The organism is Fibrobacter sp. UWB3, assembly GCF_002210405.1.
Lineage (GTDB): Bacteria > Fibrobacterota > Fibrobacteria > Fibrobacterales > Fibrobacteraceae > Fibrobacter.
The window spans coordinates 101,663-127,343 of the sequence record NZ_MWQJ01000002.1 but is presented as its reverse complement, the minus strand read 5'-3'; the positions used below and the strand labels follow the sequence as shown (position 1 = coordinate 127,343).

The window sequence follows — 25,681 nt, the reverse complement described above, 5'->3', positions numbered from 1 at the left end:
TTTTTCATCCACGCATCGCTTTTGTAAACATTAGGAAAGGATAATCAGATTATTCTTGTTTGTATCGCAAGACACTACTTTAGGCGTATCCTATTTTTCTAAAATTAGGGTGTTAAACAATTTATCCCGAGATTATTATGCGTTATTCGTTTGTAAAAAAAGAGAATTTGCTTGCCCGCCTGACAGTGGCATTCGGGCTTTTTTTCCTGATTTCTTGCGCGGGTAACACCCCCGATGTAAACACCTCCCCCGCAACGGAAGTTTCGGGTTCCGCAGAAGATAATTCGTACAACGAGGAATCCTCCGACATCGATTACTCTTCCGAAGAAACGGTTACGCCCAGGGCCACCGGCGGCACCATCGAAACGAGCGGTTATACGTTTACCGCGCCAGACAACGGATGGACAATCATCGGTGGCGAAGACAACGCCCCCTACGAATTTTATAATCCGAAGACTGGACGCCGCGCCGTCCTCGTGGAAGTCACCCTCCCCGAAGGTGAACCGCTCCGCCTCATGGACCGCGCTCAAATCGAAATGCAGTCGTTCGAATCGAGCGGCAAGAAGGCAACACTCGCCGAAACTTACCCGGAAGAAGCTTTTGGCACCACCGGTGCATTCTTTGATGTGGCCGGCAAACGCTACGACACGCCCTACGAAGCCGTCGGTCTCGTGATTGGCGCCGGAAACCGCACCTTCACGCTCACGCTTGCCGCAACGGACACGCAGCTCCCCGCAGGCGCCCTCAAGCAAGAATGGAAAGACTTCTTTGCAACGTTCAAGCTGAAAGACGTCGTGAAAGAAGAAGTCTCGGAACTTTCTGCCGAACGCATCATGCAGCACGCCAGCGCAGACCTCGGCTATTCCTGGAGCACAAGCGATACGCTTTGGCACAACTGGACGGGTGTCGCCCGCCAGAACGAAGACCCGGACTTGGTGCTCAGCAACAAGAAAGAAGACATTTCGCTTTTTGTGTACGGAGCAATTGTCCCGGGCGACGAAGTCGGGCAACAAGATATGTTCAAGGTGCTCTTAAGCCGTCTTGGACTTTCCATGAACGAGGCTAGCTTTGAAGTCCAGCGAGTCAAGGTCGGCGACCGCTACGCCCAGGAATTCACGCTCACCCACGTCGTCAATAAATTTGACTTCTATTATACAGGTAGATATTTCTACGACAATGGACGCGGCATCTTGATCGCCACCTGGACGCAGGGCATCAACAAGAAGAAATACGCATCCGTCATGAAGAACGCGATTAGCGGCCTCAAGGTCGGCGAAAAGCCCAAAATGGCAAGCGATGCAGAAGCCCAAAAGAAGCAGAACAAGTTCAACGCAGCTGTCATGAGCCAGGTCGGCATCCTCCGTTTGCTCGAAGACCAGCCGTTTGTCGCCCTCAGCTACTTTGAACGCGCCAACAAGATGGACCCGGAAGAACCACTATATTTAATTAACTGTGGTTTTGTGTACCAGATGAAGGAACTTTACGGTCCAGGCATCAGCTATTTCACAAGCCAGATGGATCTTGTTCGCAAGAACGGCAAATTGCTCTCCATTCTCGGCGAAATGTACGAAGCTTTGTTCGACTACGGTCACGCCCGCGAATGCGCCGAAGCGGCCCTCCGCTACACCCCAAACAATCCGGAATACGTCATCAACTTGAGCGATGCCCTCTGGGGCTTGGGACAGCGCCACCAGTCCCTCATTGTGGTGCAGAGACTTTTCGATACGCAGCCGAGTTCCCGCCTTGGCGTTTACCTCGCAAAGACATACATGGGACTTGACCAGTACGCCGAAGCCGTCGATATCTTGTACGGCATTCGCGGTCGCTTTGGCATGAGCAAGGAACTTGGCGAAACGCTCATGGATGCCCTCATGTTCCTCGGACGCTACGAAGAAGCCCGCGCTATCAGCGACGAAACGCTCGCCAAGGCCAAGAATGATTATAAAGTATGGACGATGCACGGCAAGATTTTGTTCTACAGCCGCAATTACCGCGATGCCGAAAAGGCACTTACCAAGGCCCTCGCCCTCAAGCCGGATAACGAAGATGCCAAGAGTTTCCTCTCCGCCACGAAGGCTTACCTCGGCAAGGCAGACAACCGCACGCTCCAAAAGCCAATTACGCCCGTTGAAGAACGTGTCGCAGACTTGAAGACTCTCCTCCGCCCGCAAGCCAAGAAGACAGCCACGGAAGGTGACTTCCCTGCCGTAATCCATTACCAGAAGGAATCTCTCAAGGCAGAAAAGAACGCCAACTGGGTCCGTAGCGAAGAAATGCTCCTCGAAGTTCTGGACCAGCGCGGTGCCGCCATTTATCGCGAATTCACGTTCGACTTCTTGCCGGGCTACGACCGCATTTTCTTGAACGCGCTCGAAGTTTACGACAGCAACTGGAAACTCAAGCAGAAGGCAACACTCAACGGAGCCTATATTACATACGCGACTGAAATTGGCGGTGGTAACGAAAGCCAGACCGCCCACTTCCCGCTTTCGGAACTTGCTCCAGGTGACTTTATCTACATGCAGTTCAGCCGCACGAATCTTGAAAACAAGGGCATGATTCCGTACACGAACTACGAAAGCAGCCGCGATGTGCCGGTCGGAGAATCCGTGTTCCGCATTTACGCTGACACGACTCGCTTCGTCACCGAAGAATACGGTCCGCTCGAAAAGACCGCCATCAAGGGCGGCATTGAATGGAAGATTGAAAACCCGGTCATTGTCCGCAAGGAACTTTATATGCCGGTGTACCGCGACTTCGGCGCAGGCCTCATGCTCACAGGTAAGCAGGAATGGCGCGACGTTGGTGACGATTACCAGAACCTCATCAGCCACCAGTTCAAGAAGGCCGTTAAGGTTCGCGAACAAGCTTTTGAAGTACGCGGCAACAAGATTGGCGATGAAGCCGTCAAGGCCATTATCAACTTTGTCCGTCAAGACATCCGCTACCGCGATGTGCGATTCGGCGGCCACAGCCTGATTCCGCAGACCGCAGAAGTGACTCTCAAGGAACACCGCGGCGACTGCAAGGACATGGCACTTTTGCTCAAGGACATGCTCGAAGCGATTGGCGTGAAGAGCTACCTCACGGCCATCCACCTCACAGAAGAAGGTTTCTCGCACTTGCCGACCATCCAGCAGTTCAACCACATGATCCTCTACATCCCGAAGCAAGGGAAGATTAGCGAACGCTGGGTTGATGCGACCGACAAGACGGGCAACGATCGCCCGGTTCCGCTCGACATGGAAGGCAAAGTTGCCCTCGTAATTGACGGCGACCAGAGCCACGTGGTGACAACGCCGATTCTCGAAGACAATCAGGAACACCAGATTGCTATTCAGCACGACTTGTTCATCGGCGCTAACGGCGAATGCGAATTCCGCGATTCCGTGCAGCTTCAGGGCAAGTTCGCCAGTGCCATCCGTAACAAGTTCTTTGGCCGCGACGTCAAGGATCAGGAAAAGCTCTTGGAACAGTTCCTCGCCGCAGGCGTGCCGGACGTGAGCATCGGCAACATCCGCATCCAGAATCTCGACCAGTTCAACAAGCCACTCATCATCGTGAACACGTATCTTTCCAAGGGTTACTTTGGTCAGGGCGGTTCCGAACTCAAGGGACGTTTCCCGAACGTCTGGGAACGTAGCCTCTTCAAGCTCCCGAAGGTTGCAAAGCGCCACCACCCCATCCGCATGCCGCACGAAACGCAGTTCAGCTTCAAGCTCAACATCAAGACGGCTAGTGGGCACTCGGTATCGCTCACCGAAGCAAAGCCGCTTAACCGCGCCCCGGATTACGTGAGCTTCGAAAAGCAGCCGAAGTCCAAGACTTCTAGCGGCATCAAGTGGACCACGTTTGCTCTCTACGCCGATCCAAGCGAATACGACAAGATTCGCGAAGAATGGAACTACCTCTTGAGCGAAACGAGCCCGATGATTACGGTGAAATAGGAATAACAATGCGCGCATTAATTCTTTCCGATATTCATGGTTCAGCCTTGGCAGCAAGGCAGGCACTCTCGTTCTTTGAAAAGTTCAACTGCGACAAGATTTTCTTGTTGGGCGATACGCTCTATCACGGTCCGCGAAACCCGCTCCCGGCAGGGCATGGTCCCATGCAAGTCGTCGAAGCGCTTGCGCCGTACAAAGACAGAATTGTCGCCGTTCGCGGCAACTGCGATGCCGATGTCGATTTGATGATGCTCGACTTCCCTATCGAAAACGAATACAAGGTCGTTGAAGATTGCGGTTTCCACTTGTTCATGAGCCATGGGCACATCTTTATGCCGGAATGTTTCCCGAGAGATGCGCTAAACGCCATCGAATCTACGGGAGCGGCGCAATCCACGGCGCAGTCTCAAGCCGATGCTCCGCAAAAGCCGCAAATTGATGTGTATCTGTACGGCCACACGCACATCTGGAAGCTCGAAAAGAACTTCCGCAATGTGCTTCTCGTGAATCCCGGCTCGACGAGCCTCCCGAAAGGCGGGAACCCGCCGACATTCGGGCTGTACGAAAGTACGCCCGCCAAAGATGGCGAGCCAGCCCACGCCAAGTTCAGCATCCACACGCTGGAAGATGGCAAGGAAATTAAGGCAGTGAGCATATAGCTATACAAGATGGCGACCCCGTCCCCATACGCGGATCATGACCACGTAAGAGCTAAAGCTCTAAGTGGTCAAAGAGAACTAGTCCGGGGTGACAAAGGGGATGCCCGCTCGGAGGCGGGCATGACAATCAACCTGCTATTTTTTTCTTACATTTGAGCCATGGTTTTAAATGTAATTTGGCTCGTGTTTTTCTTCGGTGCATTTATCGCATGCATCGTCCAGTGGCTTGCTTTCGGCGATACCGGCATTTTTAACAAGGCTATTCTCGGCGCTTTCGACATGTCCAAAACGGCATTCGAAATCGCTCTTGGCCTCACGGGCATTTTGAGCTTGTGGCTCGGCATCCTTAAAATTGGGGAAAAAGCAGGCGCCGTCCAGATTTTGGCGAAAATTGTACAGCCGCTCTTCTCGAGACTCTTCCCTGAAATTCCAAAGGGCCATCCGGTCGTGGGCACCATGCTCATGAACATCAGCGCGAACATGCTCGGTCTCGACAATGCGGCAACCCCGATGGGCCTCAAGGCCATGAAACAGCTACAGGACTTAAACCCGAACGACGACAAGACCGTCGCGAGCGATTCGCAAATCATGTTCCTCGTCTTGAACGCGAGCGGACTTACGCTAATTCCTGTCAGCATAATGACTTACCGTGCACAGCTCGGCGCCGCAAACCCGAGTGACGTGTTCCTCCCGCTCCTGCTCTCGACATTCTTCAGCACTATCGCAGGCATTTTCGCACTCAGCTTTTTCCAGAAAATCAAGCTCAAAGACCCAGTAACCGTGATGTGGCTTGGCGGCATTAGCGCCTGCGTTATCGCCGTGATGTTCTACTTTAGCCATCTCACCGCCGAAGCTCTCGGCACTACGAGCCTTTTCATTAGCGGTCTTGTGCTATTCGGAGTCATCGTTGCATTTCTCGGCCTCGCCTGCTACAAGAAAGTCCAGGCATACGAAGCATTCGTCGAAGGCGCCAAGGAAGGGTTCAACACCGCCGTGATGATCATCCCGAATCTTGTCGCGATTCTCGTGGGTGTCGCCGTGTTCCGCGCAAGCGGTGCAATGGACCTCGTGATGAACGGCATCTCGGCATTGCTCGGTCTTATCGGTGTCGGTAACGACGTTGTCCCCGCCCTCCCCACCGCCCTCATGAAGCCCCTTAGCGGTAGCGGTGCTCGCGGCATGATGATCGACGCCATGAAGAACCTTGGCCCGGACAGTTTTGCAGGTCGCCTCAGTTGCATGTTCCAGGGAGCAGCCGACACGACATTCTACATCATCGCCGTGTATTTCGGTTCCGTTGGCGTTAAAAAGACACGCCACGCCGTCACCTGCGCCCTCATTGCAGATGCAGTCGGAGTCATCGCCGCCATCATCATCGCCTACATATTCTTCCCACCGATTCACTAGGCTGGGAGCAAGGCAAGTGTAGTTCTAAAATGGAATAAAAATATTGTGATATATTAAATATTTTTTAACCTTTCTAAAAATTTTTATTTACATTTAGAACACTTAATTGGTGTATAATGTGTGGACTTTAAGGGGCGAAAATGGACTACGTCATTTTCAGTAGTGTTTATAAAGATTTTAGGGATGCGATTTTAGATAATATTCCTGATATGGCAGCGATGAGCAAACGAATCAGCGCGGCCATTCCTCCTATATGTAATATTTTAAACATAGGCTTTATCAAACTTAAACTCATTGCCCCAAGCTCCATCATTGCACGAAACGGTTTAAACGAAGAAAGAATTATTTACGAAGACCAAAGCGGGTACGAATCCATGCCCCTCATCCAGACCTACAGAACGGGTGAAAACGGCATGGCCACTATCGAAATACGAGCCAAGAAGGGCCGTAAGTTTACAAATCCCGAACTCCAGGCCGTAAAGCTCATTTGCGATGACATGTTCATCATTCTTGGCCGTTCACGCCTCATGAGCGCCGTCCACTATGCAAGCCAAACTGATACGATGACGGGTACCCCGAATACAGCTAAGCTCGTCCACCACAGTATCGAACTCAAGGCTAAGAACAAGCTACACAATTTCGCCGGTCTATTCATCAACCTTAAAAACTACAAGTACATCAACCAGTCCAAGTCCCCTGCTGTGGGCGACATGGGCATTACCACCTTTACACATGTAGTCATGGCGATGTGCCGCGATGACGAAATGATCGCAAGACTCGGTGGCGACAACTTCTTTGTACTTGTGAAAAAAGAAAACAGGGACATGTTCGTCAAGGCATTGTCTTCAATGAACGTAAATGTTCCCGTTCCACAAGGGCCGTCCATTCCGCTGACCATCCAGAGCCGCATCGGTGTTTACGATATCCAGCCCCAGGACTCCATGAACGAAATCATGCACTGCAGTTCTGTCGCGCTGAACGAAGCTAGACGCCACCCCGGAAACGATGTCGTTTACTTCACCCAAAAGATGCTCGAGGATGCCTACCACGAAAAAGAGATTTCTTCGCTTTTCCGCGAAGCGCTGAACCGCAAAGAGTTCATTGTCTATTACCAGCCCAAAGTATCCGTCAAAGACCAAAAGCTTTGCGGCTGTGAAGCTCTTGTGCGCTGGAACCGCAATGGCGAGATTATTCCTCCTGGCGAATTTTTGCCCATTCTCGAAAAAGAAACTTCGATCTGCAAGCTCGACTTCTACGTTTTCCGCAAGGTTTGCGAAGACATCCGTTCCTGGTTAAATGCAGGCATTGAACCGGTCCGCGTTTCGTCCAATTTCTCTAGACACCATTTGAGCAACCCGCACCTGACGGAAGATATCCTCAACATCATGAAGGAGTTCAGGATAGACAGCAAGTTCATTGAAATTGAGCTTACCGAAACATCGAACTTTGAAGACAAAGTTGCCATGCAGAAGTTCGTGAACGGGCTGCGCCAGCACGGCATTTCTGTTTCTATTGACGACTTTGGTACAGGCTACTCCACATTTGCCGCCATCAAGGACTTGAACGTCAATGTCATCAAGCTTGACAAGTCGCTCCTTGACCATATCGGCGACGAAACGCACCACGACGAAGTTGTCATCAAGAACATGGTCAACATGATCAACGAACTCAATCTTGAAGTCGTTGCCGAAGGCGTCGAAAATACCAAGCAATTGGACTTTTTGCAGAACGCCAAATGCTCCATCATCCAGGGATTCATTTTCGATAAGCCCCTGACTAGAGAAGACTTTGAAAAGAGGCTTTCAAACAAAGCCGCTTATCAGAATCAACCTCTAGAAGACACTCACTAAAAGAACATCCAGACAGCCATCCATAAAACGATGAGCCCGAACTCGATTTCCTTTGAAATTCGAGCCATAAAGCTACACCCAAGAGCTATCTCGGCAATAGCGGCCAAGCGGATCCACGGCGCTTCTTCGCCCACTTGGTAAAGCGAAACATTCCCGACAAGTTCTACCCAGAGCCAGAACGTCTGAGCAAGCACCATAAAGCGCCTGCGGTTTTCGCGAAGTCCCGTCGTAAATACACAGAACGTCAGAGCCACCATGCGGAAAGGATAATTTTCCAAAGTCGGTATGGCCAGGTTCCCCGCAAAAGCCGTGTAAAGGCAACTCGTCATGACAATCAAAAACATGACAAGCGTAATGCGGAGCATTCCCTTCATTTTCCAGAGAAACGCCACAAAGATCAGGCACAAGAGGCAAGCCACGGCATTTGCAAAGACGCTCATTTACCGCCTCCCCTACGCTTTCTGGAAAACCCTAGATGCACAAAAGGTTGCAAGCAGACCAAGAGGCAACTTACGTACGCGCCAAACGGCCCCGCAAGATTGACCCAGTCTGCAGTGAAATAGCCATAAGCGACAGCCGCGAGTACGCCACACAGCACAGGCAAGCGCACCACCTTGAATTCCGGAGCCGAAAATGGCGAGTAATAATTACGTTCAACAGCTTCAGGAACTTCGCCATCCGAGCTATCGCTCTCTTCGCCGATCAGGATTTCGTCATTTTCAAAGAATCTTGAAAGGAATAGACGCACCCCAAAGAAAAGAGCCACGAACAAAGTTCCGCACGCAAACATAAGACTGACATTTGCAAATGTGGCATTCAAGAAGAAATGAAAATCGTCGAGATTTACAACAAAGTCGCACTTGAGCATCACGCCAAAAAAGATGCTAGCCACCACCAGCACACGTCCCCACAAGCTTTCGCGCACCGCAGCAATGAACAGCAACTGCGGAACAGCGCAGGCAAATACAAAAGCCAAAACGCTCCCCTCGCCTTTGACAAGGAGAAGCCAAAGGAAAAGCAGCGACATGAACCAGCTGCACAGCAGGAGGAACCGTTCAATTAACCGGTTGTAATAGTTTTCAAACGAAAGGAGAGCAATTGAACTTGCTAGCCCCATATAAAAGACAATTGCAACCACGTACAGCGGGAAGAACGCTCCCTGCCAAACAGAATTTTCGTGACAAGCGAAATCCAACGCAAATTCCGAGACGACCCAAAACACCGTCGGGAGGATAATCCATGCCAGCGGGCGGCGGATTTTAGCCAGTTCCTTGCAGAGCGTCATGTCTTCAGCAGAATCGGCAGCCACAAGATGCGTCACAAAGAACAAAAGCGAAATAAAGCCGACAATGCCAATGCTGTAAACGTCACTATGAATATCACTATTCATTTGGATTGAACGAGAATAAAGCAGCGGTAGAACGACCGCAACGGCCAGGCTGCAAAGAGAACCAAGTTCTAACAAAAGCGATGTGCGCCGGTGAATTTTCACCTTCATGACAAGCAAAAAAGCCGAGAGCAAGACCCCAGCCTGCGACATGCCGATCCAGAATATGAACAAAGCCTTAGGGAATTTCCAGTTACCGCCATTGTGCAAAAGAAGGTCGATAGAACCATCCCAAAACGAGCCCCCTACCGAAAGCAGGAGCAACAAGCACAACCCAATAAAAACTATAGTAACGACTTTGTTGTTCAACGTTCGCGTCTCTCCACATACAATATATTTTTTTATTTTTTACATCAGGAGAATCAAATGAAAAAAATCCTACTCTGTCTAGCTTTTTTGGCCATTCATGCATCAGCAAATTCTTGCACCAAGGCTTGGTTCGAGATTAATGCTTACAATTACTTCGCCTCAAACAACAGGCCCTATCTGGATTCCACACATCAAAATGAATTGACTTACGAAATCGATGAAAAATACATCTATAAGAACGGAGTCATCGACACAATTTTCAAGTATCATCAAAAAGCGACTACACCAGGATACATTTATGCCTTTAACTGGGAAAAAGGAACTTTAACTCTTTTACACAACGGTGCATCAGCAAAAATATCAAGAGAAACGGTCAACGACACTCTAATAATTACACAAACAGAGACAAATCAAGAAATCATAAAGATTCTTGATAATTATGCAGAAAGAACTTTCATTAAACCAAGTACAGGCAAAGTATCCGTAGAAAAAACATTCTTCAGCAACGACACCCTCGTTGTCCAAACCACATCGACATACAAATCGGGCGAGACAAACACATATAAATCCATCACAGTCATAGACCCGCAAGATGACTCCAAATGCACCGAATATGACGACGAGGGAGAAATTCGAGCACAGCTAGAATTCACAAAAAACGATAAAGGCTATTCCATAATGTACAATATGGTGCAAGTTACGAGCCCCAACTACAAAGAATACTTTATGATTGTCCCGGAAGAATACACCACCGCTATTCGCAAGCAGCGCCCAGCACCAAAGATTTCGCCGAAGGCCACATATTTTGATCTTTTAGGTCGCTACAAATTCAGTAAATAACATTTCAATCATTTTAACAAATGACTCTCATCGAAATCATTGTCATCGCCATTGTAGAAGCCATGGACTGTTTTGCGGTTTCCGTTTCTACGGGACTAGCCAAGTCAAGCATCCGTTACAGCAGGGCATTTTTACAAGCCCTAAGTTTTGGCGTTTTTCAGGGAGGCATGACGCTTCTCGGGTATTTCTTGGGCAGTTTTGCCGAGCGTTGGTTCAATGCGGTGGGCACTCCGATTGCCTGTGCGATTCTTAGCATTTTGGGAATCCGCATGATTTGGGGTGCAGTTCGAGGAGACGCCGGCGAAGAAGAAGGTGAGCAAATCGCAGCAAAGAACTTATCCATAACCAATATTCTGCTATTGTCGATTGCGACAAGCATCGATGCCTTTGCGGTCGGAATTTCTTTTGCATTCGTAAATGTGAACATGTATTTAGCAACCTCGGCCATTGCTTTTGCAAGCTTTGCTATGGGCGTCATCGGTTTTGAGATTGGACGCCATACGGCAAAGCGTTTCCAGACCAAGATTCCGGAATTTATCGCCGGGATTATCTTGATTGCCATTGGCGTGAAGATGTTTGTGTAGCGCCTTCGGTGCGACCACCACAAACTCTTTCTATATTGCATTCCATGAGTGAGCAGAAAGAAATCGACCGTACCCGCTATTTTGAGTTAAAGAAACAACTGGAAGAAGCTAGCCGTCTTTATTACAAGGACGGGGTCTCCCCCATGAGCGACCAGGATTTTGACTTTGGGCTCAAGGAGATGGAAGCTCTCGAAGCGAAGTATCCGGAACTACGCGGGAAGGGTTCGCTCACGCAGAAGGTCGGTAGCGACCTCACGAATGATTTTGCGAAGGTGGCACATGCGGTGCCGATGCTCAGCATCGCAAACGTGTACAGCGAAGAAGAAATGCGCGAGTTTGTGAAGGCTGCGGAAGAAGGAATCGCGAGTCTCGAGACTTCACTGGATCCTTCGCGCATTCGCGCTCAGGATGACGAGAAAGGCAGCGCTCAGGATGAAAGGGAGATTCCCGGTCATCCCCGTCAAGCGAGGACAGGCGCCGGGAATGACAAGAAAGCGACGTGGATTTGCGAGAGGAAGATCGACGGGGTTAGCCTTTCGGTGGTTTACGAGAATGGTCGTCTGAAGCAGGCGGCGACGCGTGGCGACGGCGCTCAGGGCGATGACGTGACATTGAATGCGCTCACGATTACAGATATTCCTGAATATTTTGACGCGAAGAAATTGAAGATTGACCCGAGCGAGATTCCGCAGGGGACGTTCGAAGTCCGTGGTGAAGTCTACATGGAACGCGAGGCTTTTGAACGCTTGAACGAGCAGTTCATCTTGGAAAACAAGAAGACTTTCCAGAACTGCCGCAATACGGTTTCGGGCTCGCTCAAGCTCAAGAGCGTTGCCGAATGCAAGACGCGCCCGATGCGCTTTTTTGCATACCACATTCCGCAGAGCAACAACAAGACTCACGAAGAGAACTTGAAGCAGCTCAAGCGTCTCGGTTTCCATACGAACGATTATTGGACCGCCAATACGGTCGATGAAATCATGGCGATTTCTGAGAAGATTGGTGCGAGCCGCGACAGCCTCCCGTTCGACATTGACGGCATGGTCGTGAAGCTGAACGATTTGCAACAGCAGCGAGAACTCGGCAGCACGAGCAAGAGCCCGCGCTGGGCCATCGCTTACAAGTTTAAGGCGGAACGCGCTTACACGCCGCTTTTGTCTGTAGAATTCCAGGTCGGCCGCACCGGTGCCGTGACGCCTGTAGCCAATCTCGCACCCGTGCGCCTCGCCGGCACGACCGTGAAGCGCGCCACCCTCCACAACTTCGACGAAGTGGCAAGGCTTGACTTGCACTACGGCGACACAGTCGGCGTAGAGAAGGGTGGCGAGATTATCCCGAAAATCACCGACGTCAAGCGCGAGCTGCGCCCCGCCGGGGCCTCCCCCGTTGTGGCTCCCGAAAAATGCCCTGTATGCGGCGAGCAACTGACACACATCGACGGCGAAGTGATTTTACGCTGCGAAAACATGCACTGCCAAGCACAAGTGCAATGTCTGTTCGAGCATTTCGTGAGCCGTGAAGCGATGAACATCGAAAATCTCGGCCCGGCGCTTATCGCAAGCCTCCTCGCCACTGGCAAAATCAAGCGCATTCCAGACCTTTACCGACTTACGCTCGAAGACCTGGAATCGCAGGAACGCATGGCGAAGAAGAGTGCGAAAAACGTCTTTGACGCCATCCAAGCATCAAAACAGCGCAGTCTCGAAAATCTGTTGCACGGTCTCGGCATCCGCTTTGTCGGCCGCACCAGTGCCCGTAACATCGCAAAGCATTTCCGCACGCTCGAAAAAATCCGCACAGCTACGGTCGAAGAATTGCAAAACGTGACTGACGTCGGTGAACGCATCGGAAAATCCGTTTACGAATTTTTCCACACGCCGCTTTATACCAATGAAATTGATGAACTCGTAGCGCTCGGACTCCCGACGGAATTCAAGGGCGTTGTCAAAACATTGTTCCAAGGGCAAACGGCGGTCATCACGGGAACGCTCCCGAACATGGACCGCGATGAAGCGCGCAAACTCATCGAAGAGAATGGCGGCAAGGTTTCCGGTTCCGTCAGTAAAAAGACGAGTTGGGTTTTGGCAGGCGAAGCGGCAGGTTCCAAGCTCACCAAGGCAAACGAGCTCGGAATTCCCGTACACGACGAAGCATGGCTTATGGCTCAGATCGCGAATGCCAGCGAGAGCGCGAACGAAGATGCCACACCCGCTGATGCGAGCAGCGCAACAAAGCCCGCTGAAGATCAAATGTCGCTGGATCTATAGTTTTTCGCAATACAAGAAGGTGATGCCGGAACGGGGTCCGGCATGACATATAAGAAAGGCGTCCCGAAGGACGCCCAGAACTGTTTTGATTAAAGATTTAGCACAGCGAAGCTACAATCTGCCACCTTCAAGGAAAGGTAGAAAACCAAAGCAGCTCGTTTCGGAATAAAACTCGGCTCAAAAGCCCTCGCTTCAATCCCTAAAAACAAATGTATTAAAAATTTAACAAAAAGGCAAGATGTTTAATAGTACAATTTGGAATGCGCCCTAAAGCTGTAATCCGTGTCACATTGCCTAAAAATCCTTTTTTTAGTAAATTTTAGCGCATGAAATCAGTACCTATAACGCTCCTGACCGGTTACCTGGGAGCCGGCAAAACTACTCTCCTCAACTACGTTCTCAACAATCAGCAGGGCTATCACGTCGCCGTCATCGTAAATGACATTGGCGAAGTGAACATCGACCAAACTTTAATTGAAAAGGGCGGAAACATCACGAAGGAAGATTCGGGCAAGGTTGTCCCGCTTTCGAACGGTTGCATCTGCTGCTCGCTCAAGACCGACTTGATCGAACAAATTGCCGAACTTTTGGAAATGGGCAAGTTCGACTACATCCTCATCGAAGCTAGCGGTATCTGCGAGCCGATTCCTATAGCCCAGACCATTAGCTTTGCAGGTAGCCAGCTCCGTAGCAAGGACGGCAGACCTCTCCCCTGCCATTTGGACAACATCGTCGCCGTTGTGGACGTGCTCCGCCTCGCTGACGAATTTGCCGGTGGCGAAAAGCTCCTCGACGAAAATCTCGAAGAAGAAGATATCGCAAACTTGCTCATCCAGCAGATTGAATTCTGCAACACGATTATTTTGAACAAGGTTGACGCGCTCAACAAGCACGACTTGGAACACGTGAAGGCCATCGTGAAGGCTTTGCAGCCGACCGCCAAGATGATCGAGACGAACTACGGCAAGGTCGACATGAAGGACATTCTCGACACGAAGCAGTTCGACTTCAACAAGGTTGCCGAATCGAGTACTTGGGCTATCAAGCTCAACGAAGAAGGTCACGACAACGATGACGATGATGATGACGATCATGACGAACATGAACATCACCACCACGACCATGACGATGACCACGATGAGCACGAGCACCATCATCACGACCACGAAGACGAAGACCACAGCCATTGCGACCACGAACATGGCGTTTGCCACTGCGGCCACCACCACGACAAGGACCATCCGCATGGCGACGAATATGGCATCAGCACGTTCGTGTTCGAAGACCACCGTCCGCTGAACCGCGAAAAGTTCGAAGCGTTCCTCGACGACTATCCGACGAGCATCATCCGCACAAAGGGTCTCCTGTGGTTCAGCGATGAACGCAGTGAAAGCTACTTGTTCGAACAGGCCGGTAAGCAGGCCTCTGCCCAGAATTTTGGACGTTGGTTCGCCGCCGAAAGCAAGGCCGAACAGCAGCGCATCCTCGCCGAAAATCCGCAGCTCCAGAAAATTTGGGACGAAAAGTACGGCGACCGCATCATCCGCTTGGTATTCATTGGCCAGCACATGGACAAGAAGAAGATCATCCAGGTGATGAACGACTGCTTGGACGACTAGTACAATGTCATGCCCGCCGCCGAGCGGGCATCACCTTTTAAAGACGAGAATCCCCGCGACCGAAGTCGCGGGGATTTTTTCAAATAAAGTTAAGCAGTTACTTTTCTTCGATTTCTTGAATTTCAATAGCATCGACGTCTGGCGGGAGCGGATTTTTGGAGTCTTGTTTTGCACCAAGACGTTCCAGTTTGCGGCAAGATTGCACTATGCTAGCCCCCTTATCATCGAGTTTCGCCATTCCCTTATTGTAAGCGTCTTGAGCTTTTCCAAGGGCGGAGCCAATATCTTCCATATTTTTCACAAACATGCCCACACGTTTGAGCACTTCGTTCGCAAGTTCAAAGACCTTTTGCTGGTTTTGAGCCTGCTGCACCTGGCGCCAGGTCAACTTAACGATACGGAGAGCGGCAAAAAGCGTCTGTTCGTCGGCAATATAGACTCCACGGTCCATGGAATCGCGCCAAAGAGAAGGTTCCTCGGAAAGCGCCGTCCAAAGAGCGGCTGAGCGAGGGACAAACATGATAACAAAATCAACGGTTTCCCTCGGAGCTTTCACGTATGTCGAATACTTTTTCTTGGCAAGTTCATCCACATGCTTCTTGAGGCTTTCAATATGACGTTTCAAAAGGAGCTTCCGCTGTTCCACATCTTCGCAAGCGACATAGTCCATAAAAGCATTCATGGAAACCTTAGAATCGACAATGACATCCTTTTTTGTATCCAGGTGGACGATAACATCCGGGCGCATCATGCTTCCAGTCTCTTCGGCGCGGAGCACATTGCCTTTTTCATCGCGCAGTGTTGATTGCGTTTCAAAATGAATTCCCTTTTGGAGTCCGAGCGATTGCAGCAGTTCTTCGAGGACGCATTCGCCCCAGTCGCCCTGAATTTTGCTATCGTGCTTGAAAGCGCGAATCAAGTCATCGGCAGTTTGCTTTGTCGCCTTGTTAGAATTGATGGATTGCTGCAGAACTTCCTTCAGCGAGGTATTCGCCGCAGTCTGCTGTAGCGTCGTGTCGTTCATGGTCTTTTCCATCTTGGCGATGGTTTCCTTGAGCGGAGTCACGAGCTGTTCCATGGTGGCATGGCCCGATTCCGAAATTTGCTTTTCGCGCTGTTTAAGCATTTCTTCAGTAGCGTTTTTCGCTTCGGCAACTAGGCGCTGCGAGATATCATCGAAGCGAGCTTTTTGCTCTTCAAAAGCTCGGGCCGCCTCGGCTTTTGTCATTTCAAGTTGGCTTTTCAATACAGCAACTTCTGTTTTTGCACTATGTCCCAATAAATAACCAATTGCGATCCCTAATACAGCGCAAATAATGGCGACGGCAATTATCATCAAGAACTCCTTTTAACGTTCTAACAATATATCGTTATTTAAATGAAAAATGTCAACTGTTTTTCGAGAAATCACTGGATCCTGCTCCTCCGAACCTAACTCCACTAAGGGACTGAAGCCCCAAGTCTCGTATATCGCTTCGCTCAGGATGACGAATGACAAGCACAGGGATAAGTTTTATTATAGCAAAATTCAATATTTATCTGGTAAAAATAGAGCTTAACTATAACAATATCCAATTTCACAGTAGGTTTATAGGATTTTTCAATAAATTTTAGACTGACCCCTTGCCATGCGTCATTTGGATTGATATTTTTGTGGCATGATGAATTTTGTTACAAATGCAACTCTCAACCGTCGTTGGTGGCGCGGACTCTAACATAGAGCCCGGTATTTGTTACAAATCACCCAAGATTTTTAGGCAAAGGCTTCCGGACTCACGGAGGCCTTCCTTTTTACCGAAAATTGACGAAATCCTCCGGGAAATAAAGCCTTTGCAAAACGCAAACGAGTTTTAAAACTAGAGGATTAAAATGACTAAGATTACTCACATCACCGAACGCCCGGGTTACGCTCCGCGTACTGACAGCATTTACGTTGCACTCCCCGGTGAACGTTACACCCCGTTTTCACTCGCCAAGAAGCTCGGCGCAAAGGCCATCTTCGAATCGGCAAGCTTTGACCACGGTCGTAGCCGTTACTCGACTTTGATGGTCGATGAAGGATTCCGCCTGCGCCAGAACGACAAGAACGTGAGCATTGTCGTGGACGGCAAGGAAAGCGAATTCTTGGCAGAAGGTGATGGCGATATTCTCGACGCCTTGCTCAAGATTTCCGCAGAAAACACGGTGCCGCCAAACCAGATTCCTATTCCGTCTTCGGGCGTGGGCTACCTCGGCTACGAATTCTGTGCCCGCTGCGATACGATTCGCCTTGCCCCGCAGGTGGATGAACTCAACATTCCCGAAGCTGAATTTTTAGTCGGCCACATTTACATTGTATTCGACCACTTCACCGAAAAGCTTCACTTGTTCGCCCTGAACTACGAAGAACACCAGATCGACCTGAAGGCCGCAATTGAAAAGGTGAAGGCACGCCTTGCTGACCTCGACTTTAGCTACCTCGCTCCGGAAAAGCAGTACGGCAAGGGCATTACGATGACCGACCTGGAACAGTCCCGCAAGGAATACGTGGAAAAGGTCGCCGCATTGCAGAAGCACATCGTGGCAGGCAACATCGTTCAGGCTGTGCCATCCCGCCGCATCCAATTCGCAAGCGATATCGAAGCGCTCGACATTTACCGCCGCCTCCGTACGGTGAACCCGTCTCCGTATATGTTCTTCTTGGATTACGGCACACACCAGTTCATCGGCGCATCGCCGGAAAGCTTGATTCGTGTGCGTGAAGGCATCGCTACCATCCACCCGATTGCAGGTACCCGCCGCCGCGGTAAGGATGACGCAGAAGACGAAGCATTGATGAAGAATTTGAAGGGCGATCCGAAGGAACGCGCAGAACACTTGATGCTCGTAGACCTCGCCCGCAACGACCTCGGCCGCGTTTGCGATGCCGGTACGGTCGAAACGACCAAGTACATGGAATGCGAAAAGTTCAGCCACGTGATCCACTTGGTCTCTGACGTGCAAGGCCGCGTTTCCAAGAACAAGAAGGCAATTGAAGTGCTGCGCTCCAGCTTCCCGGCAGGTACGGTGAGCGGTGCTCCGAAAATCAGCGCCATTGAAATTCTTTCTGGTCTCGAAAAAATCAAGCGTCGCTTCTACGCTGGCGCCGTGGGTTACATTGAATCGGACGGTGACTTGGATTTCTGCATCGCTATCCGTTGCTGCTTAAAGCAGGGCAAGACCATCAGCCTCCAGGCAGGCGGTGGCATCGTGGCGGCATCGAACGCTGACCGCGAATTTGAAGAAACGAATGAAAAGCTCGGAGCAATCAGGGCTGTACTGGAGGGTGACAACTAGATTGCTTCGGCTTTCAGCCTCGCAATGACGTAACACCCCAAAACTTTAAAAAAGAGATTACAACCATGATTATCATTATCGACAACTACGATTCTTTTACTTACAACGTTTATCAGGCATTAGCCAAGATTACCACCGAAGAAATCCGCGTGCTCCGTAGCCGCGAATGCACCATTGCAGATATCGAAAAGCTGAACCCGAGCCGCCTTATCGTAAGCCCGGGCCCGGGCCGCCCCGAAGATGCGGGCATTTCCGTCGAAGCCATCAAGCACTTCGCAGGCAAGCTCCCGATTTTGGGCGTGTGCCTCGGCCACCAGGCTATCGGTTACGCCTTTGGCGCAAAGATTGTGCAGGCCAAGTTCATCAAGCACGGCATCGCCGAAGAAATCGACCTCGATGGCAAGGGTCTCTTCCGCACCATCGGCAAGAAGAACATCTTCACGCGTTACCACAGCTTGGTCATCGACGAATCTACGCTCCCGGGCGATTTCGAAGTGACCGCCCGCGCAACAGACGGCGACATCATGGGCATTCGCCACAAGACGCTCCCGATTGAAGGCGTGCAGTTCCACCCGGAATCCATCGCTAGCGGCCGCGCCGACGAATTCTTCAAGGCATTCCTCAACTACCGTCGCGAACCGCTTGACATCCGCGGAATCCTGAACACGCTTACTGCAGGCAAGGATTTGACTCGCGAAACCGCCGAAATGTTCATGGAAGACTTGACGGACGGTATCATGGACGAACGCCAGATGGCAGCAATCCTTACCGCACTTTCCAGCAAGGGCCCCGTGACCGATGAAATCGCCGGTTGCGCGAAGGTACTCAGCAGCAAGAAGCGCAAGTTCCCGTACAGCGGTGACGAACTCACCGATATCGTGGGTACCGGTGGCGACGGCAAGGGTAGCTTCAACGTGAGCTCTCTCTCCGGCCTTATCGCAGCAAGCTGTGGCGCCAAGATTGCCAAGCACGGCAACCGCGCTGTTTCGAGCAAGTCCGGTGCCGCCGACTTTTACACGGCTGCAGGCTTCAAGCTCGACATGACTCCGGAAAAAGCAGCAAGCGTCATCGACAAGACGAACTTTGTTTTCCTCATGGCTCCGGTTTACCACAGCGCTATGCGTTTTGCAGGCCCGGTTCGTGGCGCACTCGGCGTGAAGACCATCATGAATTTACTCGGCCCCCTCACGAACCCGGCCGAAGCCAAATACCTCATGCTCGGCGTTTACAGCAAGTCGATTCTCGAACCGTTCACCAAGGCTGCAAAGTCCCTCGGTGCCAAGCGCGTGATGGTCGCTATCTCCGATGACGGCTACGACGAAATCTCTCCGTGCGTTCCGACGACCATTGCCGAAATCTTGGAAGACGGCGAGTATCGCGAATACCGCATTGACCCGAAGGAATTCGGCGTCCCGGCTGTGGACCCGGAAGACCTCGCAGGCGGTACGGGCGTGGACAACTTCAACCTCGCTCTCGACGTGCTGAACGGCAAGGGCCGTCCGGGCATCAAGTATGCCTGCGCCCTGAACGCCGGTGCAGCGCTTTACATCAGCAACAAGGCTGCAAGCATCAAGGAAGGCTTCGACAAGGCGATTAAGGCTATGGAAGACGGCTCCGTTCTCAAGAAGATTGAGGAAGTGAAGGTCGCTACAAACGCGTAATGAGGTCCGCCGCGCTTGCTACCTTTGGGAGCGAGCGCAGGCAACGTCCTTTGTGATAAGTGCTCCGAGAAATCGGGGTGCTTTTTTTCAATAACACATTTTGACATTCCTTTTTGTACCTTAAAATGCGTCGGACGAAACTACTAATAAAGTAATTCTATTAGTAGCGATATTTTTTTAGTATTGGACAAAGGGTTTTGCGTTCTCTATATTTGTTTCTCAAAAATGGGAGACATTCTATGGCAGTTGATTATTCTACTCTTAAAAAGGGCGGCTGGATGCGCCAAAAGCAGAAGAACAATTTCTCGTTGCGCGTTCGCGTTGTTGGTGGGAACCTCACTGCAACACAGCTTGCCAAAATCGCCGAAGTCGCTGAAAAATATGGCGAAGGTTACGCTCACCTGACTTCGAGACAGAGCGTCGAGATTCCGTTCATCAAGCTTGAAAATATTGACGATGTGAAAAACGCACTTGCCGAGGGTGGCGTTGAACCAGGCGTTTGCGGAGCCCGCGTGCGTACCATTACGGCATGCCAGGGTGAAGCCGTTTGCCCGAGCGGTTGCATTGACACATACGCTATCGCCAAGGAACTTGATGACCGTTACTTTGCACGAGAACTTCCGCACAAGTTCAAATTCGGTGTGACGGGTTGCCAGAACAACTGTCTCAAGGCCGAAGAAAACGACGTGGGCATCAAGGGCGCCATCAAGGTGGATTGGCTCGAAGACAAGTGCATCGGTTGCGGGCTTTGCGCAAAGGTTTGCCGCAAAGAGGCCATCAAGATCGAAAACAAGAAGGTCATTTTCGACAAGGAAAAATGCAATTACTGCGGCCGTTGTTACAAGTCCTGCCCCACTGACGCCTGGAGCCACATTCACGGCTACATCGTATCGTTTGGCGGGCTTTTCGGCAACAACATCAACAAGGGCGAAACGATTATTCCGTTTGTAGAAGACAAGCAGAAGCTCTTGGACATTTGCGATGCTGCGATTCAATTCTTTGCAGACAACGGAAAGAGCGGTGAACGTTTCAAGTACACGATCGACCGCGTCGGCCGCGATGTATTCGCAGAAAAAATACGAGAAGTTTATAACAAGTAATGAATATTGAAAAAATAAAAACAGACTTGCTAATCATCGGTGGCGGAACAGCTGGGTGTTACGCAGCCATTACAGCCGCAGCACGGAATTCGGGCAAATCGCAAGACTTGAAAATTCTCATCGTCGAAAAGGCGAACATCAAGCGCAGCGGTTGCCTTGCAGCCGGTGTAAACGCCCTGAACGCCTACATCACCGAAGGCCGTACGCCAAAGGATTACGTGGAATACGCAAAGAAAGACGCCGATGGAATCGTGCGCGAAGATCTCCTGTATTCCATTTCCGAGAAGTTCAATGAAGTCACAGCGCATTTGGAAAAGCTCGGACTTGTCATCTTAAAAGACAAGGACGGCAAATACGTCACGCGCGGGAATCGCAACATCAAGATTAACGGTGAAAACATCAAGCCGATTCTTGCAGCCGCTGTCGCAAAATTGCCATTTGTGCAAGTGCTAAATCATGTGAATGTCATCGACTTTTCGGTACATGACAACCGCATTGACGGAGCTTTCGGTTTCGGCATTGAAAACGGAACGTTTTATGCTATTGAAGCAAAAGCGGTCATTATCGCTACCGGCGGAGCAGCAGGGCTTTACCGCCCGAACAATCCAGGATTTTCAAGGCACAAAATGTGGTATCCGCCATTCAACACGGGTGCGGGCTACGCCATGGGAATCCGTCACGGTGCCGAGATGACAACTTTCGAGATGCGTTTTATAGCGCTCCGTTGCAAGGACACAATCGCCCCGACGGGAACTCTCGCGCAAGGCGTTGGAGCAAAGCAGGTGAATTCGCTCGGAGAAGTTTACGAAACGAAATACGGCATTTCAACTTCCGAACGCGTTTACGGAACCGTTGCCGAAAATCTAGCCGGTCGAGGTCCCTGCTACTTGCGCACTGTCGGGATTACCCCCGCACAGGAAGAATCGCTTCTGAAGGCATACTTAAACATGGCTCCATCACAAACGATTCGCTGGCTCGAAAACGAAACGCCCTCCAAAGCAAATGTGGAAATTGAAGGCACGGAGCCTTACATTGTAGGCGGCCACACGGCAAGCGGTTACTGGGTCGATACCAAGCGCGCTACAACAATCGAAGGGCTTTACGCAGCTGGCGATGTTGCAGGCGGATGTCCGCAAAAGTATGTGACGGGCGCACTTGCCGAAGGCGAAATTGCGGCGAAGTCGGCTGTAGAATATATCAACGCAGCGGAGGATCGCCTCGCCTCCTTACAGGGAGCTCGCAATGGCGTAGAAGCAGAAATCGCCCGACATGTCGCAGAAATCGAAACATATTTATCGCAGAAAAACTCGCTGTACACGACAGAACAACTTGAAGATGCCATGCAAATAGCCATGGACGAATATGCAGGCGGAATCAAGACAGGATATGGCTACAGCGAAAAGCAACTCAATATCGCCAAAGAAAAAATTGACGAAATTGAAAGTCTTACAGACAAGCTTAGCGCAGCCGATTTGCAAGAAGTGATGTACATCTACGAACTCAAGGAACGTCTGACAGTTTGCAAGAGCGTGATTGCCCACCTCAAGGCACGTCACGAAACGCGTTGGCACAGTTTTGCAGAAAACCTAGACTACCCCGAAAAGGACAACGCCAACTTCCGCAAGTACGTCAATTCAAGACTCGAAAACGGCGAAATCAAAATCATCTTGCGTGACCTCACCGCAGAAGGGCAAAAGCACTATGAGCATCAGCATTGATCAAAGCAAATGTATCGGCTGCAGGAGATGCCACGACGTATGCCCCGGCACGCTAATCAAGATAAATGAAGACAAAAAAGCATTTATCAAGTACCCCAAAGATTGCTGGGGTTGCACTTCGTGCATCAAGGAATGCCCTGTTCATGCCATCCAATTTTTCCTCGGCGAAGACATTGGCGGCAAGGGAAGCAAGGTACATACCGAAAAAGTAAACGGTCTAATTCGCTGGATTGTGGAATTCCCAGACGGGAGCGTCAAATCCATTGACATTGACCCTAAAGAATCAAATAAATACTAGGAGTTTCACAGTGAGCGAATTTTCACACCTCGACGAGCTGGAAGCCGAAGCCATTTACATCATCCGCGAAGTCGCCGCTGAATGCGAAAAGCCGGTGATGCTTTATTCCATTGGCAAGGACAGTTCCGTCATGTTGCATTTGGCCATGAAGGCCTTCTATCCCGAAAAGCCGCCTTTCCCGTTCTTGCATGTGAATACCACATGGAAGTTCAAGGAAATGATCAAGTTTCGCGACGAAACCGCCAAGAAACTCGGTATCGAGATGATCGAGTACATCAACCAGGATGGCGTCAAACAAGGCATTAACCCATTTGACCATGGTGCCGCCTATACCGACATCATGAAGACGCAGGCTTTAAAGCAAGCCCTCAACAAATACGGTTTTACAGCCGCATTTGGCGGAGGCCGCCGCGACGAAGAAAAGTCTCGCGCCAAGGAACGCATTTTTTCGTTCCGCAATTCAGCACACGCTTGGGACCCGAAAAACCAGCGTCCGGAAATGTGGAAGCTTTACAACACCAAAATCAACAAGGGCGAAAGCATCCGTGTTTTCCCGATTTCGAACTGGACCGAAAAAGATATTTGGCAGTACATCAAGCGCGAAAATATTGACATCGTCCCGCTTTACTTTGCAGCCCCACGCCCAGTCGTTGTACGCGATGGCAACATCATCATGGTCGATGACGAACGATTCCCTTTGCGTGAAGGCGAAAAGCCCGAAATCAAGTCGGTGCGCTTCCGCACGCTCGGTTGCTACCCGCTTACAGGCGGCATAGAATCAACAGCTACAACGCTTGACGAAATCATTGACGAAACTTTGAGCGCCGTATCTTCGGAAAGAACATCGCGCGTAATTGACAACGAAGCCGCCGGCAGCATGGAACGCCGCAAGAGGGAGGGCTATTTCTAATGAAAGGTTTATTGAAGTTTATTACTTGCGGTAGCGTTGACGACGGAAAATCAACCCTTATCGGTCATATTCTTTACGATTCCAAATTGCTTTACACCGATCAGGAAAAAGCTCTGGAATTAGACAGTAAAGTTGGTAGCCGCAGCGGTAAAATCGACTATTCACTTTTGCTCGACGGTCTCATGGCTGAACGCGAACAAGGCATTACCATAGATGTCGCGTACCGCTATTTTACAACGGACCATCGCAGTTTTATCGTTGCCGATACACCGGGGCATGAAGAATACACACGCAACATGGCTGTGGGCGCATCATTTGCCGACCTCGCCGTGATTCTCGTGGACGCTTCGCAGGGAGTTCTCGTACAGACGCGCAGACACGCTCGCATTTGCAGACTGATGGGCATCCGCCACTTCGTCTTTGCCGTGAACAAGATGGATCTTGTGGGTTACAGCGAAGAGGTATTCAACAAAATCAAGGTACAAATCGCAGAACTTGCACAGACTCATTCCCTGAGCAACATACAAGTTATTCCGCTTTCGGCAACAGAAGGCGACAACGTTACCATCAAATCGAAAAACATTGCATGGTATCAAGGTCCTGCATTACTTGAATACCTTGAAAATGTCGATACATCAAGCTCTGCACTAGAAAAGGGATTTTACATGCCCGTGCAGCGCGTGAGCCGCCCCGACCGTACATTCCGCGGATTTCAAGGACAAATTGAATCGGGAACGGTCCGTGTCGGAGATGTCATCAAGTCCCTTCCGAGCTACGAGAAAGCATCCGTCAAAAGCATTCTCTACACAAACAAGAATGTCGAAGAAGCCCACGCTGGCGAACCGGTCACGATTACGCTAGACCGTGAAGTTGACGTATCGAGAGGTTGCGTGCTCGCTAGAGATGCAAGCATCGGTAGCTACAAGAAAATCAAGGCGTCACTTTTGTGGATGGATGACGAGCCGCTTTCGCTAGGCAAAGACTACCTCGTCAAAATCGGGACAAAGATTATTCCTGGAACACTCACGAAAATCGACTATGCCATTGACGTGAACACAGGCGCTCACTTAGAAACAGAAAGCATTTCCAAAAACGGGATTGCCGTCTGCGAACTTGTTTTCGCCGAAGCCATTGTCGTTGATCTTTTTGAAAAGCACAAAACGCTTGGCGAGCTCATTCTCATTGACATCGTAACGCATGCAACAGCCGCTTGCGGCGTTGTTGAAGGGCTCTACGAAAAGCAACTTCAATCCAACGAAAAGGCAGCCTTTGTGCAAGGCGAGCGCCATGGCCGTGGAGAAATCTTCGAAGAATTCTTCTACGATACGGCGACGCTTTCCGTGGTGAAGCAACAGCCAGTCAAGCAGCACTACACTGTAGGCGACGAAATTCCGACTGCTGGCGAAAGCTACCACTACCCTGACGATTTCGACATCATCATCTTGCGTGACAGCGTGGCCGTCAAGGTTCGTGGCAAGCGCATCGCGGAAATCACCACGGCAGAGGAATACCACTACGGAAACGTTCCCGTCATCAATGGACGCGGCTTTGAAATCAAGGTCCATTCCGATGAAGACGTTAAGCAGCTGCTTAACGAATACGAAAAAGCAGGTATCGCAGGTCGCGAAGAATTCTTCCACAAGTGGGCTTCATTTAATACATATCGCAAAGTCGTATTACACTAAATCACTTTTGCTTCTTCACCACCATAATGCTCGGCACACCGCCGAGCATTTCTTATTTTAAATAAAATAATCAAAAATTACAAATAAATTTCATAATAGCAAAAATCAATATCTCAGCATAAAAA

At 50.3% G+C, this 25,681-nt stretch carries 18 protein-coding genes; 15 read left to right on the top strand and 3 right to left on the bottom strand.

Annotated features, from left to right (window positions below; translation table 11 throughout):
• Positions 1-137 precede the first annotated feature (137 nt).
• The 4 genes from B7991_RS03115 to B7991_RS03100 all read left to right on the top strand — a co-directional run bounded on the left by B7991_RS03115 (position 138) and on the right by B7991_RS03100 (position 7,863).
• Positions 138-3,947 carry a transglutaminase domain-containing protein gene (locus tag B7991_RS03115; RefSeq protein WP_088629550.1) on the top strand — a complete coding sequence of 1,270 codons (3,810 nt, stop codon included), beginning with the start codon at positions 138-140 and terminating at the stop codon, positions 3,945-3,947.
• Between the two features lie 8 nt (positions 3,948-3,955).
• Positions 3,956-4,606 (top strand): phosphodiesterase, encoded by a 651-nt coding sequence (yfcE, locus tag B7991_RS03110; protein ID WP_088629549.1) that lies wholly within the window; start codon positions 3,956-3,958, stop codon positions 4,604-4,606.
• 159 nt (positions 4,607-4,765) lie between these two features.
• A complete protein-coding gene (locus B7991_RS03105) occupies positions 4,766-6,013 on the top strand; it encodes a nucleoside recognition domain-containing protein (RefSeq protein WP_073424398.1) in 1,248 nt (415 codons plus the stop codon).
• 140 nt (positions 6,014-6,153) lie between these two features.
• Positions 6,154-7,863: a bifunctional diguanylate cyclase/phosphodiesterase gene (locus B7991_RS03100; RefSeq protein ID WP_088629548.1), complete on the top strand. Its 1,710-nt coding sequence runs from the start codon at positions 6,154-6,156 to the stop codon at positions 7,861-7,863.
• Here B7991_RS03100 and B7991_RS03095 read toward each other — a convergent pair.
• Positions 7,860-8,303 (bottom strand): hypothetical protein, encoded by a 444-nt coding sequence (locus tag B7991_RS03095; RefSeq protein ID WP_088629547.1) that lies wholly within the window; start codon positions 8,301-8,303, stop codon positions 7,860-7,862. The genes B7991_RS03100 and B7991_RS03095 overlap by 4 nt on opposite strands.
• Complete coding sequence (locus B7991_RS03090; protein ID WP_141099833.1) at positions 8,300-9,253, bottom strand: hypothetical protein; 954 nt, start codon at positions 9,251-9,253, stop codon at positions 8,300-8,302. Before B7991_RS03090 ends, B7991_RS03095 begins: the two co-directional genes overlap by 4 nt.
• Positions 9,254-9,343: 90 nt before the next feature.
• Between B7991_RS03090 and B7991_RS03085 the strand changes: the two genes are divergently transcribed.
• The 4 genes from B7991_RS03085 to B7991_RS03070 all read left to right on the top strand — a co-directional run bounded on the left by B7991_RS03085 (position 9,344) and on the right by B7991_RS03070 (position 14,869).
• Positions 9,344-10,399, top strand: a complete 1,056-nt coding sequence (locus B7991_RS03085; protein WP_141099832.1) for a hypothetical protein — start codon at positions 9,344-9,346, stop codon at positions 10,397-10,399.
• A gap of 20 nt (positions 10,400-10,419) precedes the next feature.
• The gene (locus tag B7991_RS03080) at positions 10,420-10,983 is read left to right on the top strand and encodes a manganese efflux pump MntP family protein (protein ID WP_088629544.1); all 564 of its coding nucleotides are present in this window, start codon (positions 10,420-10,422) and stop codon (positions 10,981-10,983) included.
• 44 nt (positions 10,984-11,027) lie between these two features.
• A complete protein-coding gene (gene ligA, locus B7991_RS03075) occupies positions 11,028-13,250 on the top strand; it encodes an NAD-dependent DNA ligase LigA (RefSeq protein ID WP_097019802.1) in 2,223 nt (740 codons plus the stop codon).
• 326 nt (positions 13,251-13,576) lie between these two features.
• Positions 13,577-14,869: a GTP-binding protein gene (locus B7991_RS03070; RefSeq protein WP_088629543.1), complete on the top strand. Its 1,293-nt coding sequence runs from the start codon at positions 13,577-13,579 to the stop codon at positions 14,867-14,869.
• Between the two features lie 97 nt (positions 14,870-14,966).
• On the opposite strand, the gene B7991_RS03065 is transcribed toward B7991_RS03070, so the two are convergent.
• A complete protein-coding gene (locus tag B7991_RS03065; protein WP_235002797.1) occupies positions 14,967-16,115 on the bottom strand; it encodes a DNA recombination protein RmuC in 1,149 nt (382 codons plus the stop codon).
• 623 nt (positions 16,116-16,738) lie between these two features.
• Here B7991_RS03065 and B7991_RS03060 point away from each other — a divergent pair.
• The 7 genes from B7991_RS03060 to B7991_RS03030 all read left to right on the top strand — a co-directional run bounded on the left by B7991_RS03060 (position 16,739) and on the right by B7991_RS03030 (position 25,556).
• On the top strand, positions 16,739-18,184 hold the full coding sequence (locus tag B7991_RS03060) for an anthranilate synthase component I family protein (protein ID WP_088629541.1): 1,446 nt from the start codon (positions 16,739-16,741) through the stop codon (positions 18,182-18,184).
• Between the two features lie 65 nt (positions 18,185-18,249).
• Positions 18,250-19,845 carry a bifunctional anthranilate synthase component II/anthranilate phosphoribosyltransferase gene (locus tag B7991_RS03055; protein WP_088629540.1) on the top strand — a complete coding sequence of 532 codons (1,596 nt, stop codon included), beginning with the start codon at positions 18,250-18,252 and terminating at the stop codon, positions 19,843-19,845.
• A gap of 239 nt (positions 19,846-20,084) precedes the next feature.
• Complete coding sequence (locus B7991_RS03050) at positions 20,085-20,945, top strand: 4Fe-4S binding protein (protein ID WP_088629539.1); 861 nt, start codon at positions 20,085-20,087, stop codon at positions 20,943-20,945.
• The gene (locus tag B7991_RS03045) at positions 20,945-22,663 is read left to right on the top strand and encodes an adenylyl-sulfate reductase subunit alpha (RefSeq protein WP_088629538.1); all 1,719 of its coding nucleotides are present in this window, start codon (positions 20,945-20,947) and stop codon (positions 22,661-22,663) included. The genes B7991_RS03050 and B7991_RS03045 overlap by 1 nt, the downstream gene beginning before the upstream one ends.
• Positions 22,647-22,961: a ferredoxin family protein gene (locus tag B7991_RS03040; protein WP_073424415.1), complete on the top strand. Its 315-nt coding sequence runs from the start codon at positions 22,647-22,649 to the stop codon at positions 22,959-22,961. Before B7991_RS03045 ends, B7991_RS03040 begins: the two co-directional genes overlap by 17 nt.
• A 10-nt stretch (positions 22,962-22,971) precedes the next feature.
• A complete protein-coding gene (gene cysD / locus B7991_RS03035; protein ID WP_088629537.1) occupies positions 22,972-23,871 on the top strand; it encodes a sulfate adenylyltransferase subunit CysD in 900 nt (299 codons plus the stop codon).
• Positions 23,871-25,556, top strand: coding sequence for a sulfate adenylyltransferase subunit 1 (locus B7991_RS03030; protein ID WP_088629536.1), 1,686 nt, complete (start codon positions 23,871-23,873; stop codon positions 25,554-25,556). The genes cysD and B7991_RS03030 overlap by 1 nt, the downstream gene beginning before the upstream one ends.
• Positions 25,557-25,681 lie beyond the last annotated feature (125 nt).

Bases quoted from the DNA above. Each gene is read 5' to 3' on its own strand.
- B7991_RS03115 (WP_088629550.1), top strand. From the start codon at position 138: ATGCGTTATTCGTTTGTAAAAAAAGAGAATTTGCTTGCCCGCCTGACA.
- yfcE (WP_088629549.1), top strand. From the start codon at position 3,956: ATGCGCGCATTAATTCTTTCCGATATTCATGGTTCAGCCTTGGCAGCA.
- B7991_RS03105 (WP_073424398.1), top strand. From the start codon at position 4,766: ATGGTTTTAAATGTAATTTGGCTCGTGTTTTTCTTCGGTGCATTTATC.
- B7991_RS03100 (WP_088629548.1), top strand. From the start codon at position 6,154: ATGGACTACGTCATTTTCAGTAGTGTTTATAAAGATTTTAGGGATGCG.
- B7991_RS03095 (WP_088629547.1), bottom strand. From the start codon at position 8,303: ATGAGCGTCTTTGCAAATGCCGTGGCTTGCCTCTTGTGCCTGATCTTT.
- B7991_RS03090 (WP_141099833.1), bottom strand. From the start codon at position 9,253: ATGAATAGTGATATTCATAGTGACGTTTACAGCATTGGCATTGTCGGC.
- B7991_RS03080 (WP_088629544.1), top strand. From the start codon at position 10,420: ATGACTCTCATCGAAATCATTGTCATCGCCATTGTAGAAGCCATGGAC.
- ligA (WP_097019802.1), top strand. From the start codon at position 11,028: ATGAGTGAGCAGAAAGAAATCGACCGTACCCGCTATTTTGAGTTAAAG.
- B7991_RS03070 (WP_088629543.1), top strand. From the start codon at position 13,577: ATGAAATCAGTACCTATAACGCTCCTGACCGGTTACCTGGGAGCCGGC.
- B7991_RS03060 (WP_088629541.1), top strand. From the start codon at position 16,739: ATGACTAAGATTACTCACATCACCGAACGCCCGGGTTACGCTCCGCGT.
- B7991_RS03055 (WP_088629540.1), top strand. From the start codon at position 18,250: ATGATTATCATTATCGACAACTACGATTCTTTTACTTACAACGTTTAT.
- B7991_RS03050 (WP_088629539.1), top strand. From the start codon at position 20,085: ATGGCAGTTGATTATTCTACTCTTAAAAAGGGCGGCTGGATGCGCCAA.
- B7991_RS03045 (WP_088629538.1), top strand. From the start codon at position 20,945: ATGAATATTGAAAAAATAAAAACAGACTTGCTAATCATCGGTGGCGGA.
- B7991_RS03040 (WP_073424415.1), top strand. From the start codon at position 22,647: ATGAGCATCAGCATTGATCAAAGCAAATGTATCGGCTGCAGGAGATGC.
- B7991_RS03030 (WP_088629536.1), top strand. From the start codon at position 23,871: ATGAAAGGTTTATTGAAGTTTATTACTTGCGGTAGCGTTGACGACGGA.